The following is an 18440-nucleotide window of genomic DNA, read 5'->3' on the forward strand; positions in this document are numbered from 1 at the left end:
GCAATCGCGACGAGGGCGCCACGATACCCTCTCCACCGTTGCACGACGGCGACCCCGACGGCCGCCGATCCGAGGGAAGGTACGCACAGCATGTCGATTCTCCAGGGCGCCAGCATCCTCGTGACGGGAGGCACCGGCTCCTTCGGCAAGGCGTTCATCGCCTACGCCCTCGAGAACCTGAACCCCGCCCGACTGGTGATCTTCTCGCGCGACGAGCTCAAGCAGTACGAGGTCCGCCAGCTGTTCAAGGACGACCCGCGCCTGCGCTGGTTCATCGGCGACATCCGCGACGAGCGCCGTCTGCTGCGGGCCATGCACAACGTCGACTACGTGGTGCACGCCGCGGCCCTCAAGCAGGTCGACACCGCGGAGTACAACCCCTTCGAGTTCGTGCAGACCAACGTCGTCGGCTCGCAGAACGTGATCGAGGCCTGCATCGACAGCGGCGTGAAGAAGGTCGTCGCGCTGTCGACCGACAAGGCGTCCTCGCCGATCAACCTCTACGGCGCGACCAAGCTGACCGCGGACAAGCTGTTCGTGACCGGCAACCACTACGCCGCCGCCTACGACACCCGCTTCGCCGTCGTCCGCTACGGCAACGTGATGGGCAGCCGCGGCTCGGTGATCCCGTTCTTCCGCCGCCTCGCCGAAACCGGCCAGTCGCTGCCGATCACCGACCTGCGCTGCACCCGGTTCTTCATCACGCTCCCCCAGGCCGTGCAGATGGTCGTCGACACCTTCGACATGATGCAGGGCGGCGAGCTGCTGGTGCCGCGGATCCCGTCGATGAAGGTCACCGACCTCGCCCAGGCGATCGCCCCCGGCGCCCCGATGCACGACGTGGGCCTGCGCCCCGGGGAGAAGCTCCACGAGGAGATGATCTCCCCCGAGGAGGGCCGACGCGCGGTCTCGGTGCACGACGGGAAGTACTTCGTGATCCAGCCCGACCTCGCCACCTGGGGCTACCGCCCGCCGGTCGACGCCGAGCCCGTGGGCCCCGGCTTCGCCTACCGCTCGGACACCAACGACCAGTGGCACACCCAGGAAGACATCCGCAGGATCATCGAATCGGAGCTGTGAGCGTGCTTCCCTACGGACGCCAGTCGATCGCGGACGAGGACGTCGAGGCGGTCGCCGAGATCCTGCGCGGCGACTGGCTGACCACCGGTCCGACGGTGGCCGCGTTCGAGGCGGAGCTGAGCCGCCTGTCCGGTGGGCACCACGCGGTCAGCTGCACCTCGGGCACCGCCGCCCTACACATCGCCTACTCGGCGCTCGGCGTCGGCCCCGGTGACGAGGTCGTCACCACGCCGATGACCTTCGTCGCCACCGCCTCGGGGGCGGCGCTGCTGGGCGCGAAGATCGTCTTCGCCGACGTCACCGAGGACACCGCGCTGCTCGACCCGGCGGCGGTCGAGGCGGCCGTCACCGAGCGCACCAAGGTGGTCGCGGCCGTCGACTACGCCGGCCACGCCGCCGACTACGACGCGCTGCAGCCCATCGCCGAGCGCGTCGGCGCCCGCACGCTGGCCGACGCCGCGCACTCGGTGGGCGGCACCTACAAGGGCCGCCCGGTGGGCGACCTGGCCGACGTCACCACCTTCTCGTTCTTCCCGACGAAGAACCTCACCACCGCCGAGGGCGGCGCGGTGATCGCCAAGGACGCCGAGGTGGCCGACCGGGCGGCGAAGTTCCACAACATCGGGCTGGTCCGTGAGCCCGAGCGGCTGCGGATGCCCGACGAGGGCCCCTGGCACCAGGAGGTGCACGCGTTCGGCCTCAACTACCGGCTCACCGACGTCGCCAGCGCCCTGGGCCTGTCGCAGCTGCGCCGGCTGGCGTCGTTCACCCGCCGCCGCGCGGAGCTCACCGCCCGCTACAACGCCGCCCTGGCCGGGGTCCCCGGCCTGCGCGTCCCGGCGCAGAGCCCCGACGTCGACCCGGCCTGGCACCTCTACCCGGTGCGGGTGCTGGACGGGCGACGCAAGGAGGTCTTCGTGCGGATGCGCGAGGCCGGCATCGGCGTGCAGGTCAACTACATCCCGGTCTACTGGCACCCGGTCTTCGAGGACCTGGGCTACCGACGCGGGATGTGCCCCCACGCGGAGCGCTTCTACGCCGAGGAGCTGTCCCTGCCGATGTTCCCCGACCTCACCAACGCCGACGTCGACCGGGTGATCGAGACCCTCGTCGGGATCCTCGGGTGAGCCGGCTGGCCGGGCGCCGGGGCATCGTCACCCAGGCCCGGATGACGAGCACCCGGCTGCCGGGCAAGGTCCTCCTCGAGGTGGCCGGCAAGACCCTGCTCGAGCACCACCTCGACCGGCTGCGCGCCAGCGGTCTGGACACCTACGTCGCCACCACCACGAACGCCGCCGACGACCCGATCGTCGAGGTCGCGCGCGAGCGCGGCCTGCCGGTCTTCCGGGGCAGCGAGCACGACGTGCTGGGCCGCTACGCCGGCTGCATCGAGGAGTTCGAGCTGGGCACGGTGGTGCGCGTGACCTCCGACTGCCCGCTCGTCGACGGCGCGCTGATCCGGGCCGGCGTCGATCGGTTCGTCGCCGAGGACGACCCCGACCTGTACCTGGCCAACACCCTGCAGCGCAGCTTCCCGCGCGGCTTCGACTACGAGGTCTTCGCCGGCCGCACGCTGCTCGAGGCCGAGCGGGCGGCGCAGCTGCCCGCGCACCGCGAGCACGTCACGCCGTACCTGTACGAGAACGCCTCGGGGCGCACCCGCCTGCTCAACCTGCCCTGGCCCGAGGACCGCTCGGCCTACCGGGTCACCCTCGACACCCCCGAGGACCTGGAGCTGATCCGGATCCTGCTGGAGGAGTACGACGCGGCGTCGCTGGACTGCGGCGAGATCATCGCGGTCCTCGACGCCCACCCCGAGCTGGTCGCGATCAACGCCCACGTGGAGCAGAAGAAGCTGCACGGCTGAGCGCGTCAGCCGCCCAGCGCGGCCACCTGCTCCTCCAGCACCCGCAGCCGCTCCTCGTAGCGCGACGCGGCGCTGATCCGGGCACGCACCCGGGCGTGCTCGGCGCGGACGTCGGCCAGCACCTGCGCCACCTCGGCCGGCTCGGCGTCCCCGGTCAGCGGGGCGGGCGGCTGCGCCTGCAGCTGCGCGACCCGCTCCTCCAGCGCCGCCAGCTGAGGGGAGACCCGAGCCAGCTCGCGCTCCAGCTCCGCGATCCGCTCGTGCTGTCGGTTCAGGCGCTGGGTGACCTGGTCGGGTCCGCGCGGGGCCCGGCCGAGGCGTCGCCGTACCCGGGCGACGGCCCTCCTGGCCGCGCTGGCCTGATGCTGCTCCACGGTGTCTCCTCCTCCAAGCGGTGCGCCGGTCTCAGCGCAGGAACGTCACGGTCCGGTCGTCGACCCACGAGCGCATCAGCAGCGCCTCGCGGTCGATGCGGTGCTCGCGTCCCACCGGCGCCTCGTCGCCCCACTGGTGGCGCCACGAGGTCTGGTCGGGGTCGTCGAGGAACGAGAAGCCGGTGAGCACGATCTCGGCGTCGGCGAAGAGCGTCACCGCCAGGTAGGCGGCGGTCAGGCCGGTGGTCGGGGCCAGCCGCTGCGCGCGCCAGTCGTCGCCGAGCAGCTGGTTGAGCCGGGCGGCGACCTCCCGGTTCGGCAACGGCACCAGCCCCAGGTCGCTGGGCCAGGACGCCGGCCACATCTCCGGGTTGCCGTACATCCGCATCGGCTCCGCGAGCAGGTAGAGGCGCTCGGGGTAGCGGTCGAAGAGGAACTTGGTGGCCAGGGTGATCCGGTTCCAGACCACCACGTCGACCCGGGCGCCCTGGGCGCGCGGCCCGCCGGGCTCATCCATCACGAAGCTGTTCACCCGCAGCACCAGGTCGGCGGCGTCGATGGCGTCGGCGCGGGCCTCGTCGGGGCTCAGCGGCGCGTTCCCGACCACCGCGACCCGGCGCACCGGGCGGTGGCGGGCGTAGGCGAGCATCAGCTCCCGCAGGGTCTGCAGCGCCGGCTCCAGGGGCTGCGTGGCCACCGCCGGGTCAGTCACGCGGCCCACCGCGACCGCCGCCGCGAGGGAGCCGGTCGCGCAGCTGCGCGGCCCGGTGCCGGACCCGCAGCCGGCGGCGCGCGGCCCGGGCGAGGCGGCGCGGCGCGGGCACGGCCAGCTCGGTCTCCAGCTCGGCGATGCGGACCTGCTGGCGCTCGGCGCGCTGGCGCAGGTCGCGCTGCTCGCGCTGCTCGCCCTGGCGCAGCTCCAGCACGTCGGCCAGCGCCCGGGCGGCCACGTCGAGCACCTCCGCGGGCTCGGGCTGGGTGACCACGCCGAAGGACCCGTCGTCCGGGCGCAGGTCGGCCTCGTCGCCGACGACGTGCAGACCCGCCTCGCGGATCTGCACGATCCACTCCTCGGCGGTGGTCTCGCACCACGGGCGCAGCTCGGTCGGCACCCGCAGCGGGGCGCCGTCCTGACGTTGCAGCACCCGCTGGGCCAGGTACTCCTTGGCCAGCGGCCCGTAGCCCTGGCGCGGGGAGGGCAGCCGGTCGCCGAGGGCGAGGTTGACCCGGCGCAGCAGGTCGGCCTGGGCGTGGCCCAGCGAGCGGTTGCTGGTGGCCTGCGCGACGTCCAGCCCGCGCGGGTCGACCCCGAGCACGGAGCAGAACCGGTCGAGCAGGCTGCTGGAGCCGGGGCCGCGCGAGTGCGGGGAGGTGACCAGGTGCAGGCGCTCGGGAGGCACCACCGCGCCCCAGTTCGCCAGCACCCGGCCGAGGTCCTGGTTGCGCCACAGGTCGGCGGCCGCGGGCGCCCGCGCCACCACGTCGTCGAGGAACTCGGCGTAGGTGTACGTCGCACGGGCCTGGATCCGCTGCTGCCAGGCCGAGGGCAGCTGGCGGGCCAGGTCGCGGGCGGTGACGATCACGTGCACCTCGAAGTCGCGCAGCAGCGCGAGCAGCGGCGCCGCCTCCTCGGGCGTGGTCGGGGCCAGCGCCTCCTGCGAGATCAGCACCCGCTGCGCGCGGGTCTCGCCCGCCTGGGTGCCGAGGCGCTGCAGCACGGTGCGCGCCCGCGGGTCGTCGTACTCCTGGATCAGGCCACGCACGGCCAGCGCCAGGTGGAAGTGGTCGACGCGGCGCGCGGGCAGCATCACGAGCCCCTGGTCGGCCAGCGCCTCCTGGTTCGACCACAGGACGTCCTGGAGGAACGACGTCCCGGTCTTGGGCAGTCCGACGTGCAGGTAGCAGCGGCGCACCGCGCCCGTCTCGTGCTCAGGCACGGGAGCCCCGCTGTGCTGTCGACCCGGAGACCATGGGCCGAACCCTACCGGCCGCCGCCGCGGCCCCGGTCACCTCCGCCTCAGAGCAGGCCCTCCTCGGCGAGGAAGTCCCGCGCGACGTCCTGGGGCTTCTCGCGGTCCACCGAGACCCGCACCAGCAGCTCGGCCATCGTGTCGTTGTCGAGGGCGCCCATCAGCTCGTTGAGCGGAGCCTCGATGTCCGGGTGCTCGGCGAGGAACTCGCTGCTGAGGAGCGGGACGAGGTTCTGCGCGGGCTGGATGCCCTTGTCGTCCTCGAGCATCACCAGCCCCTGGCTCTCCAGGGTGCCGTCGAGGGTGCCGGTCTGCCCCAGCTGGGACTCCCCGTCCAGCACCGACTTGTAGGTCTGTGGCGAGGCGAACCCCAGCGGCAGCACCTTGGTGACGTCGATGCCGTAGACGTCCTGGAGGCCGGCCGCGCAGTCGGCCCGGTCCGCGCAGTCGGAGTTGGCGGCAAGCACCACGGACTGGCTCTGGAGGTCGGAGAGCCGGGTGACGTCGTTCTCCTCGCTGTACTCCTCGGTGACGAAGTAGGCGTTCTGCGAGGTGGCCGCGGAGGGTTCGAGCAGGGTGAGACCCTTCTCCTCGAGCAGCGGGGTGACGTTGTCGATCGTCTCCTGGGTGTCGGAGGTGGTCAGCGGTTCGGCGGTCTCGCCGTTGACGAGGGTGTTCAGGTGGTCGGTGATGCCCCCGACGTACTCGGGGGCCAGGTCGACCGCGGCGGGCATCTCCGTGACGTAGGCCGACCGCTGGTCCACGGCCTTGGTGGTGACGTCGTAGCCGGCGTCCTCGAGCAGCTCGGCGTACATCGCCGCGACCAGCGCCGCCTCGTCGAAGGCCTGGGTGCCGATCGTCACCGAGCCGGCATCGGCCGCCGGAGACGAGGACTCCTCGTCGGCGGCGAGCTCGTCGTCGGCGCAGCCGGCGGCGAGCACCAGCGTGCCGGCGGCCAGCAACGCGGTCAGCGTGCGTCGGATCGTCATACGGTTACCACCTTCTGTGTACGGCGGCCGGGGGCCGCGCGCTGGACCAGGGACGAGGCGACCTCGAGGAGCAGGGCGACCACCGCGACCACGATCGCCCCGGCGACTGCCTGTCCATAGAGGTTACGGGCGAAGCCGTCGGTGATCACCCGACCGAGACCGGGCCCGGCGACCAGCGCGGCGATGGTGGCGGTGGCCCACAGCTGCACCAGCGCCATCCGCAGCCCAGCGCCGATCAGCGGCAGCGCGAGGGGCAGCTCGATGCGGACGAACAGCTGCACGCCGGTCATCCCCATCCCTCGCGCGGCCTCCACGACGTCCGCGGGCACCTCCCGCATCGCGACGTACGCCTGGGTGATCACCGGCGGCAGCGCGAAGAGCATCAGCGCCAGCAGGGTCGCCATCCCCGCGCGGCCGTACGGTCCCAGGGTCGCGGTCCCCGGCCAGTCCGCGGCCACCAGCAGGGCGAGCAGCGCGAAGGTCGGGACCGCACGACCGACGTTGGAGATGTTGATCGCCAGCAGCCCGCCGCGGCCGAGGTGTCCGAGCCACAGCGCGAGGGGAAGGCCCACGGCCATCGCCATCAGCAGCGCGGTGAGCGTGACCAGCAGCTGCTGGACGAGCAGCTCCAGCATCCCCCCGTCGCCGCTCCAGTGCGACGACTCGAGCAGGTAGTCGGCCGCCCCGCGCAGCGTGCTCATCCGCGCACCCCGCGGGTCCACGGGGTGAGCAGCCGCTGCAGCGCGACGATGAGCAGGTCGAGGAGGACGGCGATCAGCACGCACAGCACGGCCGCGGTGAGCAGCTGGGCCCGGAAGTCGGTGGCCACCCCGCTGGCCAGCAGGTTGCCGAGACCGCCGTAGGACACGACCGTGCCGACCGTGGTCAGCGCCACCGTCGAGACCGCGGCGACGCGCAGCCCGGCCATCATCACCGGCAGCGCCAGGGGCAGCTCGACGCGCAGCAGCCGCCGCGACGCGGAGTAGCCGAGCCCGGTGGCCGACTCCCGGACGTGGTCGGGCACGGAGGTCAGCCCGTCCAGGACCGCCCGGACGAGGATGGTGAGCGCGTACAGGGCGAGGCCGATCACCACGGTCGTCGCGCTGAGGCCGGTGAACGGCACCAGCAGCGGGAACAGCGCCAGCGACGGCACCGCGTAGATGCCCGACGCGGTCGCCAGCAGCGTGCCCTCCAGGCGCCGGCTGCGGCGGGCGAGCAGGGCGAGCGGCAGCGCGAGCAGCACGCCGAGGGCGAGGGCCGAGGCGGTGATCGTCAGGTGCTGGGTGGTGGCGTCGACGAGCTCGGGGCGCCGGTCGACCACGTAGTCCCAGCAGACCCAGTCGTTGACCAGCCGGCTGTAGCAGCTCGGCTCGTCTCCGGGCGCCGGCGCCGCCTGGGTCAGTAGGGTCACGCCATGGACGCTACCGAAGTCCCGATGATCCGGCTCTCGGGAGTGAGCAAGCGGTACGGCGATGGCCCCCCGGCCGTGCGCGAGCTCGACCTGGCCGTGGCCCGCGGTGAGCTGGTCTGCCTGGTCGGGCCGTCGGGGTGCGGCAAGTCCACCACGCTGAAGATGATCAACCGGCTGATCGAGCCGAGCACCGGCACCATCGAGATCGACGGCCACGACGTCACCCACCAGGACCCGGTCCGGCTGCGTCGCGGGATCGGCTACGTCATCCAGCAGGTCGGGCTGTTCCCGCACCAGCGGGTGATCGCGAACGTGATGACGGTGCCGCTGCTCTACGGGGAGTCCCGGGCCACCGCGCGAGCGCGCGCCACCGAGCTGCTCGAGCTCGTCGGCCTCGACCCGACGACGTACGCCGAGCGGTATCCGCACCAGCTCTCGGGCGGTCAGCAGCAGCGCGTCGGCGTGGCCCGGGCGCTGGCCGCGAACCCGCCGGTGCTGCTGATGGACGAGCCGTTCGGCGCCGTCGACCCGGTCGTGCGCACCCGGCTGCAGGAGGAGTTCAAGAGCCTGCAGCGCGACCTGGGCAAGACGGTGGTGCTGGTGACCCACGACATCGACGAGGCGGTGCGGATGGGCGACCGGGTGGGGATCTTCGCGGCGGGCGGCCGGCTGGCGCAGCTCGCCACGCCCGCGGAGCTGCTTGCGCGCCCGGCCGACGACTTCGTGGCCGACTTCGTCGGCTCCACCCGGGGGCTGCGCCGGCTGAGCGTCACCCGGATCGACCCGCGCCACCTGGAGCCGCTCGAGGGCGTGCGCGCCGGCGACCTCGCCGCGGCCGTGGACGCCGACGCGACCCTGGAGGACGCGCTCGCACTGATGCTGCGCGACGACCGCGCCGTGGTGGGCGTCCGGCGGGGCACGCAGTTCATCGGCGTCCTCACGCCGGGCGGCATCCACCGGGCGCTGCGCGCCTCGCTACGCGCCCCCGCGGGGACACCCGACCGGCTCAGCTGACGGCGACGTCCTTGTGCCAGGACTCGGTGACGTAGCGCGTCTGCCAGCCCATCCCGGTGTAGAGCGAGTCCGCCCCGGTGGGCGAGTCGGCGTCGACCTCCAGGCCGACGCGGTCGTGCCCGCGCTCGGCGGCGTCGGCGATGATCGTCTTCAGCAGGCCCTTGGCGACGCCGCGGCCGCGGGCGTTGGCGAGCACGCCCAGGTAGTCGACGTAGGACCCGTTGGGGCCGTCGGCGGTCTCCGACAGGGTGCCGACCAGGGCGCCCGCCGGCTCGGGCCGGCCGCTCTCACCGTCCACGATCTCGGCGAGCCACCAGTGGTCCCAGCGGTGGCCGGGGTCCTCGCGCAGCCGGTGGACGAACTCGGCGAACGTCTCCTCCTGCGAGTTGAAGTGATCGGTGAAGGCACCCTCGAGCACCTCGTGCACGGCACGCAGGTCGGACTCGTCGGGCATCCCGCTGCCCTCGCGCTCGACGCGGCGGAAGACCACGCCCTTGCGCTCCCAGCGGGCCGGGTCGGCCACCAGGGAGACCTCGTCGGCGCTGACCGGCCGGCTCATCTGCCACCAGGTCCGGACCCGGTCGAAGCCCGCGCTCTCCAGCCAGCGGTGCTGACGCTCGTCGTCGGCGAAGGCGCCGGTGTCGATCTGCTGTACGTCGAGCCCGCGGGCCGCGCCGACCGCACGGGCCTGGGCCTCGGCCCACGCGTAGAGCACCGCCGAGCACTGCTCGGCGGCCTCCTCGGGGATCCGGCGGTCGACCAGGTGGACGTAGAGCATCCGGCCGGCCGCACGGTCGTGGACGCTGCCCCAGGCACGCGCCACCGCGTCGCTGTCGCGGATGACCACGTTGGCCCGGGTGCGCTCGCCGTGCTCGGAGATGTCGACGAGCACCGCGTCCTCGTCCGCGGAGGCCCACCCGCGGGCGGCCTCCTCGTGGGTGCGCAGCAGGTCGGTCAGCTGGGCGACGTCGCCGGGGTCCTCGGGGTCTGCGCCACCCACCGTCCAGCCGTGCGGGAGCGGGGGCCGCTCGGGCAGCACCACGTCGGGGTCGTTCTCGAACCTTGAGTCCTCGGGGATCACGACGTACCAGCATGCCCGAGGCCCCGGCGCACGAAACCGTCGGGGGGTGTGACCAACGCCCTGCGAGGCGTACGGCGCGCGGCGGCGTCGGCGGCGCGGGCGCGCAGCGCGCGGGGGGTCAGTCAGGCGCGGCGGCGGGCGGGCTCGGCGGCGGCGGCCATCCAGGCGTTCAGCTCGGCGCGCAGCGTGTCGATCTCGGCCTCGAGCTCGGCGACCCGGACGATGGCCTCCGCGGCGCGCTCCTGGGCGTCGTCGAGGTGCGAGGCGGTGGCGCGCTCGCGCTGCTCGGCGACGTCGGCACGACGGGCCTCGGCGTTCATCTTGCGGGTGACCTCGGCGGCCCGCTTCTGGGCCTGGGCGAGGACGACCTCGAGCTCGCCGATGGTGCTCTCGCGCTCGGCGATGCGCTTGGCCATGTCGTCGGCGAAGGCGGCGTTCTCGGCCGAGCGCTTCTCGCTCATCTCGCGGTAGGCCTGCGCCTGCTCGGCGCGGTCGCGCGCGGCCTCGATCCGGGTCTGGACCAGCTCGGCGTGGGTGATCTTGGTGGAGGCGGCACCCAGGGCGACGCCGGCGAAGGCCGCCAGCACCACCAGGAGCGAGGAACCGCTCGCGACGCTGCCCGCGACCAGCAGCGCAGCGACGGCCAGGAGGAGGACAGCGACCGTGAGGCGGGTGCTGCGCTGACGGCGACGCGACGAAGACGAGGGGGAGGCCATGAGAGCAGACTAGGCGGCGTCGTCGTCGGAGGGGACGCGACACGCGCGCTCGAGCAACAGAGACGTGATGGCGATCGCCACACCGGCGCCGGCAGCAACCAGCGAGCGCACCAGCCGCTGGTCGGCCAGCTCCGCGGACGCCCCGACCCAGCTCAGCGCATAGCCGAGGTAGGCGCCCGCCACCAGCGCCCCGACCAGCGCGCAGGCGCGCGCGAGCACCAGCCGGTTGACGGCCTGCTGGGCGTCGAGCCGCTCGCGGCGCACCTGCACCGCACGCCAGGTCAACCAGGCGGTGGCGCCCAGGATGGCCGCGACCAGCAGCAGGGCGAGCACCTGGATCCAGGTGACCAGCGGAGCCGTGCCCCCGGTCCCCTCGACCAGTCGGCGCAGCAGCCAGCCGCCGACCAGGGCGACCAGGCCACAGCCGAGCAGCAACCGCCGCGACGTGGGCTGCAGCCGGCCCTCCGGGGGCGGGGAGCTCACCGGCGGATCCTGGGCGCCCGCTCGCTCACTGGAAGGAGAGCACGAGGTCCTCGCGCAGCTTCAGGCCGCCACGGTCCACGCGCTGGAGCAGCTCGGCGACCGGGCCGTGGTCGGGCAGGACGGCGTCGGACTCCACGTCGAACCAGGGCTGCAGCACGAACGCGCGCTCGGCGGCCCGCGGGTGCGGCAGCCTCAGCCACTCCTCGTCGCTGCGCCGGTCGCCGACGACGATCAGGTCGACGTCCAGCGTGCGGGGCGCGTTCTGCACCTCGCCGCGCTCGCGGTGGAACGCGTCCTCGATGGCGAGCGCTCGGTCGAGCAGCCGGGCCGCCGAGAGGGTGCTGTCGAAGAGCACCACGGCGTTGAGGTAGGGCCGCGCCTCGGGCGGCGAGTCGACCGGGGCGGTCTCGTAGACCGGCGACACGGAGGTCACCCACACCTCGGGGGTGTCGGCCAGCGCCTCCACGGCTCCTTGCAGGCTCGCCATCCGCTCGCCGAGATTGGACCCCAGGGCGACGACGCAGCGGCGGATCGGGTGCATCTCGCCGGTCAGCGTGTCGGTGTCGACGATGTGCGGGTTGGGAGTCTCAGTCACGGTCGGCCCTTCGGGTGATGGTCAGCGCGACGTCCGAGAACGTCGCGGCGATGGGTGCATCTGGCTTGTGGACCGTCACGCGGGCCCAGTCAACACGGTCTGCGGTGAGGCAGACGTCCGCAATGCGTTGGGCCAGCGTCTCGATGAGATCCACCGGATCGGTCTCCACGGCGGTCTTCACCGCGGCCACGAGACTTCCGTAGTCCACAGTGTCATGCAAGTCGTCTGAGGCCGCCGCCGGGCCGGTGTCGAGGCCGAGCGTGAGGTCCACGACGAAGATCTGGCCCTCGCGGCGCTCGAAGTCGAAGACCCCGTGGTGCCCGAAGCACTCGATGCCGCGGACGGTGAGCTCGTCCGCGGGGGCGGGGGTGTGCTGGGTCATCTGTCTCCCTCGTTCGCTGGGGTGCTCAGGGCGGCGACGACGCGCAGGGCGTCTCGGCTGGCTCTCACGTCGTGCACCCGCACCGCCCACACGCCGTGTGAGGCGAGCAGCGTGGTCAGTGCGGTCACCGCGGCCTCGCGCTCGAGCACCGGACGCGGTCGGCCGCCCTCGTCGGCGAGCAGCGCCCCCAGGAAGGCCTTGCGGCTGGCGCCGACCAGCAGCGGGAAGCCGAGCGCGTCCAGCTGAGCCAGGCCGCGCAGCAGCTCCCAGTTCTGCTCGCCGGTCTTGGCGAAGCCCAGTCCCGGGTCGAGCACCACCTGCTCGTCGCGCACGCCGGCCGCGCGGATCGCGGCCACCCGCTCGGCGAGCTCGTCGCGGACCCCGCCGACGACGCCGCCGGGGCCGTCGTAGGAGGTGAACTGCTGCATCCGGGTGCTGTGCGCGCGCCAGTGCATGGCGACGTACGTCGCGCCGCTGTCGGCCACGACGCCCAGGATGCGGGGGTCGGCGAGCCCGCCGGAGACGTCGTTGACGATCCTGGCGCCCGCGGCGAGCGCGGCCTCGGCCACCTCGCTGCGCATGGTGTCGACCGAGAGCACGGCCCCCTCCGCGGACAGCGCCCTGATCACCGGCACCACCCGGTCCAGCTCCTCGGCGAGCAGCGGCCGGGTGGCTCCGGGGCGGGTGGACTCCCCGCCGATGTCGAGGATGTCGGCGCCGTCGGCGAGCAGACGCCGGCCGTGCGCGGTCGCCGCGTCGGCGTCGGCCCAGCGGCCTCCGTCGGAGAAGGAGTCGGGCGTGACGTTGACGATGCCCATCACCCGGGTGCGCCCGACGTCAGGCAGCCCCGGGGACGGCTGTGCGGCCATCAACGGCGACTGTTGATCAGCGCCATCGCCTCGGAGCGGGTCGCGGCGCTGTGCATGATGCCGCGGACCGCCGAGGTGATCGTGCGCGCACCGGCCTTGCGTACCCCGCGCATGGTCATGCACAGGTGCTCGGCCTCAATCACCACGATCACCCCACGCGCCTCCAGGATCTCCATCAGCGCGTCGGCCACCTGCGTGGTCAGCCGCTCCTGGACCTGGGGACGCTTGGCGTAGACGTCGACGAGCCGGGCGAGCTTGGACAGCCCGGTGATCTTGCCGCTCTCGGCCGGGATGTAGCCGACGTGGGCGACCCCGGTGAACGGCACGAGGTGGTGCTCGCACATCGACCACAGCTCGATGTCGCGCACCAGCACCATCTCGTCGTGGCCGATGTCGAACGTCGTGGTGAGGACGTCCTCGGGCTCGATGCGCAGTCCGGCGGTCAGCTCCTCGTAGGCCCGGGCCACCCGCGCCGGGGTCTCGCGCAGGCCCTCGCGCTCGGGGTCCTCCCCCAGCGCGTACAGCAGCTCGCGCACCGCCGCCTCGGCACGCGCGTGGTCGAACGCGGGGACGTCAGCGCAGGGGCGCCCCACCAGGCCGATCGGGTCGGTCATCGCGGGGGCAGCTCCTGGCCCGGGGCGTCGGGGCCGAGGCCCGGGTCGCCGTGCACGTCGCCGCCGCTGCCGGGAGGCGTGATGACCACGCCGCCCTCGCGCTTCTTCTCGAGCTCGATGCCGTTGGCGGCGACCCGGTCCCGGATCGACTGCGGGATGTCGATCGGCGGGATCTGCGAGGGGTTGCGGTTGGGCGACCCGGTCCAGGCCGGCCGTGCCGAACGGCGCCGCAGCGGCTCGAAGATCTCCGCGACCTCCGCCTTGTCGAGCGTCTCGCGATCCATCAGCGCGAGCACCAGCGAGTCCAGGACGTCGCGGTTCTCCTCGAGGATGTCGAAGGCCTCCTGGTGCGCGGTGGCCAGCAGCCGCTTCGTCTCGTCGTCGACGATCGCGGCGACGTCCTCGGAGTAGTTGCGCTGGTGGCCCATGTCGCGTCCCAGGAAGGGCTCGCCCTGGGTCTCGCCGAGCTTGATCGCGCCGAGCCGCTCGGTCATCCCGTACTGGGTGACCATCGCCCGGGCCAGGTTCGTGGCCTTCTCGATGTCGTTGCCGGCGCCGGTGGTGGGGTCGTGGAAGACCATCTCCTCGGCCGCGCGCCCGCCCAGCATGTAGGCCAGCTTGTCCAGCATCTCCGACCGGGTCTGGGAGTACTTGTCCTCGTCGGGCAGCACCATCGTGTAGCCCAGCGCCCGTCCGCGCGGCAGGATCGTGATCTTGTGGACCGGGTCGGTGCCCGGCAGCGCCGCCGCCACCAGCGCGTGGCCGCCCTCGTGGTAGGCGGTGATGAGCTTCTCCTTCTCGCTCATCAGCCGCGAGCTGCGCTGCGGGCCGGCGATCACCCGGTCGATGGCCTCGTCGAGGGAGTGGTTGGTGATCTGCTTCTGGTTCTGCCGAGCCGTCAGCAGCGCCGCCTCGTTGAGGACGTTGGCGAGGTCGGCACCGGTGAAGCCGGGGGTACGTCGCGCGATCGAGCGCAGGTCGATGTCCTCGGACATCGGCTTGCCCCGCGAGTGGACGCGCAGGATCATCTCGCGACCGGCGAGGTCGGGGGCGTCGACGCCGATCTGGCGGTCGAAGCGGCCCGGGCGCAGCAGCGCCGGGTCGAGCACGTCGGGGCGGTTGGTCGCGGCGATCAGGATCACGCCGCCGCGCACGTCGAAGCCGTCCATCTCGACCAGCAGCTGGTTGAGGGTCTGCTCGCGCTCGTCGTGGCCGCCGCCCATGCCGGCACCGCGGTGCCGGCCGACGGCGTCGATCTCGTCGATGAAGACGATCGCCGGGGCGTTCTCCTTGGCCTGCTCGAACAGGTCGCGGACCCGGGAGGCGCCCACGCCGACGAACATCTCGACGAAGTCGGAGCCGGAGATCGAGTAGAACGGCACGCCGGCCTCACCGGCGACGGCGCGGGCGAGCAGCGTCTTGCCGGTTCCGGGCGGGCCGTAGAGGAGCACGCCCTTGGGGATCTTGGCGCCCACGGCCTGGAACTTCGCCGGCTCCTGGAGGAACTCCTTGATCTCGCCGAGCTCCTCGATCGCCTCGTCGCAGCCGGCGACGTCGGAGAACGTGGTCTTGGGCATGTCCTTGGAGATCAGCTTCGCCTTGGACTTGGCGAACTGCATCACGCCGCGGCCGCCGCCCCCCTGCACCTGGTTCATCAGGAACAGGAAGATCACGATGATGATCAGGAACGGAAGGAACGTCGCGAGGATCGACCCGAGCACGCTGGGCTGCGGGTTCTCGGAGTTCGACTTCTCGATCGTGCCGTCGGCGACCTGCTGGTCGACGGCGTCGATGATGCCTTCCTGCTGGCCTTGGATGTAGTAGGCCTTGACGTCCTTGCCGCCGTCGCGGTCGACGTCGTCGTCGAGGGTGGCCTTGATCTCCTGGTCACCGTCGACGAACGTGATCTCCTTGACGTCGCCGTCGGCGATGTACTCCTCCATCTGCGAGGTGGAGATCTCGTCGTACCCCCCTCCGGGGGCAAGGAACTGCAGGGCCAGGAGGACGCCGGCGACGGCGACTACGACCCACAGCCAAGGACCTTTGAATATGCGCTTCACGGGCTTCTCTCGCCAAATTCCGCACGGTGCCGCGCCGGGTCGACGGGGCACGCTCGTCTGAGGTAATGACGTTACACGTCAGAGCCAATCCAGATGGCGCGGGGCACGGGCGAATCAGCGGACCCTCGGAGACCTCTCAGCCTCACCTCAGACGCGCGCACCCGGTGGGGACGCCGTGCAGGCTCAGGAGTAGACGTGAGGCGCCAGGGTCCCGATGCAGCGCAGGTTGCGGTAGAGCTCCTTGTAGTCGAGGCCGTAGCCGACCACGAACTCGTTGGGGATGTCCCAGCCGACGTACTTGACCTCCACCGGCATGCTCTGCGCCTCCGGCTTGCGCAGCAGCGTGGCGATCTCGATGCTCGCGGGGTTGCGGCTGGAGAGGTTCGAGACCAGCCAGCTCAACGTCAGGCCGGTGTCGATGATCTCGTCGACGACCAGCACGTGCCGTCCGGAGATGTCGGTGTCGAGGTCCTTGAGGATGCGCACGACGCCGCTGGACTTGGTGCCCGAGCCGTAGGACGACACCGCCATCCAGTCCATCTCGACGTGACGGCCCAGCGAGCGCGACAGGTCGGCCATCACCATCACCGCGCCGCGCAGCACCCCGACCAGCAGCAGGTCCTGACCGGCGTAGTCCGCCTCGATCCGGGCCGCCATCTCCTTCAGCTTGTCCTGGATCTCCTCCTCGGTGAAGAGGATGTTGACCAGGTCGTTCTCCACGTGGGCAGCGTCCATGGGAGGAAAGCGTAGGCGGTCGCCGGCTCCGGTCGCCGTTGGGGACCAATCGGCGACGAAAACGCCCCGGAGACCGCCGTCTCTGCCCAATCGGCGCCCTCCCCCAGCCGCGCGCCCTCAGCCGCGGGCGCCCTCGAAGACCAGCGCGCCGTCGCGGCGTACGACGCGCAGGTGGCCGGGCAGGTCGATCCAACGCTGCCCGCGCCAGCTGGTGAGCAGTGCGTCGACGGCCAGCACGTGGTCGTGGAACAGCTCGCTGGCGGGGCTTCCCGCGGCCAGGGCGGCCAACCGGATCGCGCGGCGGCGCAGCGGGGCGGGCTCCGCGGTCAGGGTGGCGACGTCGAGCGCTCCCCCGGCCCGTACGGCGCGGCGCAGGGCAGCGTCGGCGAGGTCGTCGAGCAGCTCCATGTCGCCGCGCAGCTGGTCGGCGGTACGGGCCAGCGTGACCGCCACTCCGGGCCCGAGCTCGGCCTCCAGCATCGGCAGGACCACCTGGCGCACCCGCACCCGGGTGAAGCGCGGGTCCGCGTTGTGGGGGTCCTCCCAGGCCGCCAGGCCCTCGGCCGCGCAGGCGGCGCGGGTGTCGGCGCGCGAGACGTCGAGCAGAGGGCGCCGGTAGCGGCCGAACCCGCGCCGCATCCCGGCGATCGAGCGCCCGCCGGAGCCGCGGGCGAGGCCGAGCAGCACCGTCTCGGCCTGGTCGTCGCGGGTGTGGCCCAGCAGCACCGTCTCCGCTTCCAGCCGCTGGGCGAGCTCGTCGAGCGCCGCGTAGCGCGCCTCGCGGGCAGCCGCCTCGGGTCCCATCCCCGCCGCGTCCACGCGCACGGTGATCACGGCGGTCTCGTCGACGCCGAGCCCGGCCATCACGCCGGCCAGCGCCTGTGCCCGCTGCGCCGAGCCTTCCTGGAGCCCGTGGTCGACGGTCGCGCCCACCACCCGCCAGCCGGCCGAGCGCCGTTCGAAGACGGTCGCGCTCAGCAGGGCCAGGGAGTCGGCGCCACCGGAGCAGGCGACCACGACGGTCCGCCCGGGGCCGACGTCGACCAGCGTGCGTCGTACGGCGAGGCGGACCGCGGCGACGGCGGGATGCAGCGCCACCCGGGCGTCAGCCCAGGACCCGGGCCACCCAGGCACCCGGGTCGGCGATCTCCGCCTTGGAGGGCAGGTTCTCCGGGGCCGCCCAGACCGCGTTGAACTCGGCCATCCCGACCTTGCCCACCACCCCGTGCACGAACTTCGCGCCGTCGCGGTACTGCGCCATCTTCGCGTCGATGCCGAGCAGGCGGCGCAGGAGCTTGTCGAGGACCCCGACGCCCTGGCGGCGACGGTTGAAGCTGCGGCGGATCTGCGCCACGGTCGGGATGACCTGCGGCCCCACCCCGTCCATCACCACGTCGGCGTGGCCCTCGAGCAGCGACATCACCCCGGTCACCCGGTCCAGCACCTCCTGCTGCTCGGGGGTGCCGACCATCTCGATGAGGCTGCCGCCGCCGCGCACGCCGCGCACCGCGGCGGCCAGCCGATCGACGAGGTCCTCCCCCTGCTCGGGCTCCAGGGTGTCCACCAGCGTCTGCATCTGCGCGAACAGGTGCTCGCGCATCCAGGGCACCGCGGTGAACTGCACCCGGTGGGTCTCCTCGTGCAGGCACACCCAGAGCCGGAAGTCGTGCGGGTCGGCGCCGATCTCGCGCTCGACGTGGACGACGTTGGGGGCCACCAGCAGCAGCCGCCCCGAGGGGTCGAAGAACGGGTCGAACTGGCCCAGCACCTTGGTGCCCAGGAAGCCGAGCAGCAGCCCGACCTCGGTCCCGGTGACCCGCGAGCCGACGGCCCGCGACAGCGCCCCGGGCCCTCCCTTCTTCTGGGTCATCCGTTCGACGATGGGGTCCAGCACGGTGGCGAAGCCGTCCGCGTTGGCCTGCACCCAGCCGGCCCGGTCGACGACCAGCACCGGGGCGGTGGCCTCGGCCGCGACCAGCCCGGTGAAGTCACGCACCAGCCCGGTCGAGCGCTCGGCGCCCGCACGCAGCTCGGCGACGGCGGCGACGGCCTCGCCGCGCGCCACCGTCGGGCCCTGCCCGGCCACCCGCGAGCCCAGCGAGACCGCGAGGTCCCAGTCGATCATCTTCGCGCTCATGGCCCGACCCTACGTGGACTCTGGGAGCCCGCGGGGCCATCCGGCCCCGACGTCCGCCCGCGC

21 protein-coding genes are annotated in these 18440 nt (G+C 72.8%); 4 read left to right on the forward strand and 17 right to left on the reverse strand.

Going from position 1 to position 18440, the window contains the following annotated elements; translation table 11 throughout:
• The first annotated feature begins 90 nt into the window (after positions 1-90).
• From pseB to AC6EI4_RS00165, 3 genes are read left to right on the forward strand one after another with little or no spacing between them, the layout of a single operon-like run.
• Positions 91-1080 carry a UDP-N-acetylglucosamine 4,6-dehydratase (inverting) gene (pseB, locus tag AC6EI4_RS00155; RefSeq protein ID WP_498450218.1) on the forward strand — a complete coding sequence of 330 codons (990 nt, stop codon included), beginning with the start codon at positions 91-93 and terminating at the stop codon, positions 1078-1080.
• On the forward strand, positions 1077-2207 hold the full coding sequence (locus AC6EI4_RS00160) for a DegT/DnrJ/EryC1/StrS family aminotransferase (protein ID WP_498450219.1): 1131 nt from the start codon (positions 1077-1079) through the stop codon (positions 2205-2207). The genes pseB and AC6EI4_RS00160 overlap by 4 nt, the downstream gene beginning before the upstream one ends.
• Positions 2204-2947 (forward strand): cytidylyltransferase domain-containing protein, encoded by a 744-nt coding sequence (locus AC6EI4_RS00165; RefSeq protein WP_498450220.1) that lies wholly within the window; start codon positions 2204-2206, stop codon positions 2945-2947. Before AC6EI4_RS00160 ends, AC6EI4_RS00165 begins: the two co-directional genes overlap by 4 nt.
• Before the next feature lie 5 nt (positions 2948-2952).
• Here AC6EI4_RS00165 and AC6EI4_RS00170 read toward each other — a convergent pair whose 3' ends face one another.
• The 6 genes from AC6EI4_RS00170 to AC6EI4_RS00195 all read right to left on the reverse strand — a co-directional run bounded on the left by AC6EI4_RS00170 (position 2953) and on the right by AC6EI4_RS00195 (position 7691).
• Positions 2953-3321, reverse strand: a complete 369-nt coding sequence (locus tag AC6EI4_RS00170) for a hypothetical protein (RefSeq protein WP_498450221.1) — start codon at positions 3319-3321, stop codon at positions 2953-2955.
• A gap of 31 nt (positions 3322-3352) precedes the next feature.
• Positions 3353-4033 carry a hypothetical protein gene (locus tag AC6EI4_RS00175; protein ID WP_498450222.1) on the reverse strand — a complete coding sequence of 227 codons (681 nt, stop codon included), beginning with the start codon at positions 4031-4033 and terminating at the stop codon, positions 3353-3355.
• Entirely contained in the window at positions 4026-5258 is a 1233-nt protein-coding gene (locus AC6EI4_RS00180) for a hypothetical protein (protein WP_498450223.1), read from the reverse strand. Before AC6EI4_RS00180 ends, AC6EI4_RS00175 begins: the two co-directional genes overlap by 8 nt.
• A gap of 80 nt (positions 5259-5338) precedes the next feature.
• Positions 5339-6280 (reverse strand): ABC transporter substrate-binding protein, encoded by a 942-nt coding sequence (locus tag AC6EI4_RS00185; protein WP_498450224.1) that lies wholly within the window; start codon positions 6278-6280, stop codon positions 5339-5341.
• A complete protein-coding gene (locus AC6EI4_RS00190) occupies positions 6277-6981 on the reverse strand; it encodes an ABC transporter permease (protein ID WP_498450225.1) in 705 nt (234 codons plus the stop codon). Before AC6EI4_RS00190 ends, AC6EI4_RS00185 begins: the two co-directional genes overlap by 4 nt.
• Positions 6978-7691, reverse strand: a complete 714-nt coding sequence (locus AC6EI4_RS00195) for an ABC transporter permease (protein WP_498450226.1) — start codon at positions 7689-7691, stop codon at positions 6978-6980. The genes AC6EI4_RS00190 and AC6EI4_RS00195 overlap by 4 nt, the downstream gene beginning before the upstream one ends.
• A gap of 3 nt (positions 7692-7694) precedes the next feature.
• On the opposite strand from AC6EI4_RS00195, the gene AC6EI4_RS00200 reads away from it, so the two are divergent.
• A complete protein-coding gene (locus AC6EI4_RS00200) occupies positions 7695-8705 on the forward strand; it encodes an ABC transporter ATP-binding protein (protein WP_498450227.1) in 1011 nt (336 codons plus the stop codon).
• On the opposite strand, the gene AC6EI4_RS00205 is transcribed toward AC6EI4_RS00200, so the two are convergent.
• The 11 genes from AC6EI4_RS00205 to AC6EI4_RS00255 form a co-directional block, all read right to left on the reverse strand.
• Positions 8698-9786, reverse strand: a complete 1089-nt coding sequence (locus AC6EI4_RS00205) for a GNAT family N-acetyltransferase (protein ID WP_498423675.1) — start codon at positions 9784-9786, stop codon at positions 8698-8700. The genes AC6EI4_RS00200 and AC6EI4_RS00205 overlap by 8 nt on opposite strands.
• 122 nt (positions 9787-9908) lie before the next feature.
• Positions 9909-10502: a hypothetical protein gene (locus AC6EI4_RS00210; protein WP_498450228.1), complete on the reverse strand. Its 594-nt coding sequence runs from the start codon at positions 10500-10502 to the stop codon at positions 9909-9911.
• Between the two features lie 9 nt (positions 10503-10511).
• Positions 10512-10985 (reverse strand): DUF3180 domain-containing protein, encoded by a 474-nt coding sequence (locus AC6EI4_RS00215; RefSeq protein ID WP_498450229.1) that lies wholly within the window; start codon positions 10983-10985, stop codon positions 10512-10514.
• 25 nt (positions 10986-11010) lie between these two features.
• Positions 11011-11580 carry a 2-amino-4-hydroxy-6-hydroxymethyldihydropteridine diphosphokinase gene (folK, locus tag AC6EI4_RS00220; RefSeq protein WP_498423670.1) on the reverse strand — a complete coding sequence of 190 codons (570 nt, stop codon included), beginning with the start codon at positions 11578-11580 and terminating at the stop codon, positions 11011-11013.
• A complete protein-coding gene (folB, locus tag AC6EI4_RS00225) occupies positions 11573-11962 on the reverse strand; it encodes a dihydroneopterin aldolase (RefSeq protein ID WP_498450230.1) in 390 nt (129 codons plus the stop codon). Before folB ends, folK begins: the two co-directional genes overlap by 8 nt.
• The gene (gene folP / locus AC6EI4_RS00230) at positions 11959-12831 is read right to left on the reverse strand and encodes a dihydropteroate synthase (protein ID WP_498450231.1); all 873 of its coding nucleotides are present in this window, start codon (positions 12829-12831) and stop codon (positions 11959-11961) included. The genes folB and folP overlap by 4 nt, the downstream gene beginning before the upstream one ends.
• On the reverse strand, positions 12831-13445 hold the full coding sequence (gene folE, locus AC6EI4_RS00235; protein WP_498423667.1) for a GTP cyclohydrolase I FolE: 615 nt from the start codon (positions 13443-13445) through the stop codon (positions 12831-12833). The genes folP and folE overlap by 1 nt, the downstream gene beginning before the upstream one ends.
• Positions 13442-15505 carry an ATP-dependent zinc metalloprotease FtsH gene (gene ftsH / locus AC6EI4_RS00240; protein WP_498423666.1) on the reverse strand — a complete coding sequence of 688 codons (2064 nt, stop codon included), beginning with the start codon at positions 15503-15505 and terminating at the stop codon, positions 13442-13444. The genes folE and ftsH overlap by 4 nt, the downstream gene beginning before the upstream one ends.
• Before the next feature lie 183 nt (positions 15506-15688).
• The gene (gene hpt / locus AC6EI4_RS00245) at positions 15689-16240 is read right to left on the reverse strand and encodes a hypoxanthine phosphoribosyltransferase (RefSeq protein ID WP_498423664.1); all 552 of its coding nucleotides are present in this window, start codon (positions 16238-16240) and stop codon (positions 15689-15691) included.
• Between the two features lie 117 nt (positions 16241-16357).
• On the reverse strand, positions 16358-17338 hold the full coding sequence (tilS, locus tag AC6EI4_RS00250) for a tRNA lysidine(34) synthetase TilS (RefSeq protein WP_498450232.1): 981 nt from the start codon (positions 17336-17338) through the stop codon (positions 16358-16360).
• Between the two features lie 7 nt (positions 17339-17345).
• Complete coding sequence (locus AC6EI4_RS00255) at positions 17346-18377, reverse strand: zinc-dependent metalloprotease (RefSeq protein ID WP_498450233.1); 1032 nt, start codon at positions 18375-18377, stop codon at positions 17346-17348.
• Positions 18378-18440: the final 63 nt, after the last annotated feature.

Source organism: Nocardioides sp. Z43_10 (genome assembly GCF_059766615.1).

Excerpts from the sequence above, each read along its gene's own strand:
- folP (WP_498450231.1), bottom strand. The coding sequence starts at position 12,831 with ATGGCCGCACAGCCGTCCCCGGGGCTGCCTGACGTCGGGCGCACCCGG.
- AC6EI4_RS00185 (WP_498450224.1), bottom strand. The coding sequence starts at position 6,280 with ATGACGATCCGACGCACGCTGACCGCGTTGCTGGCCGCCGGCACGCTG.
- folE (WP_498423667.1), bottom strand. The coding sequence starts at position 13,445 with ATGACCGACCCGATCGGCCTGGTGGGGCGCCCCTGCGCTGACGTCCCC.
- folB (WP_498450230.1), bottom strand. The coding sequence starts at position 11,962 with ATGACCCAGCACACCCCCGCCCCCGCGGACGAGCTCACCGTCCGCGGC.
- AC6EI4_RS00190 (WP_498450225.1), bottom strand. The coding sequence starts at position 6,981 with ATGAGCACGCTGCGCGGGGCGGCCGACTACCTGCTCGAGTCGTCGCAC.
- AC6EI4_RS00200 (WP_498450227.1), top strand. The coding sequence starts at position 7,695 with ATGGACGCTACCGAAGTCCCGATGATCCGGCTCTCGGGAGTGAGCAAG.
- pseB (WP_498450218.1), top strand. The coding sequence starts at position 91 with ATGTCGATTCTCCAGGGCGCCAGCATCCTCGTGACGGGAGGCACCGGC.
- hpt (WP_498423664.1), bottom strand. The coding sequence starts at position 16,240 with ATGGACGCTGCCCACGTGGAGAACGACCTGGTCAACATCCTCTTCACC.
- AC6EI4_RS00210 (WP_498450228.1), bottom strand. The coding sequence starts at position 10,502 with ATGGCCTCCCCCTCGTCTTCGTCGCGTCGCCGTCAGCGCAGCACCCGC.
- AC6EI4_RS00255 (WP_498450233.1), bottom strand. The coding sequence starts at position 18,377 with ATGAGCGCGAAGATGATCGACTGGGACCTCGCGGTCTCGCTGGGCTCG.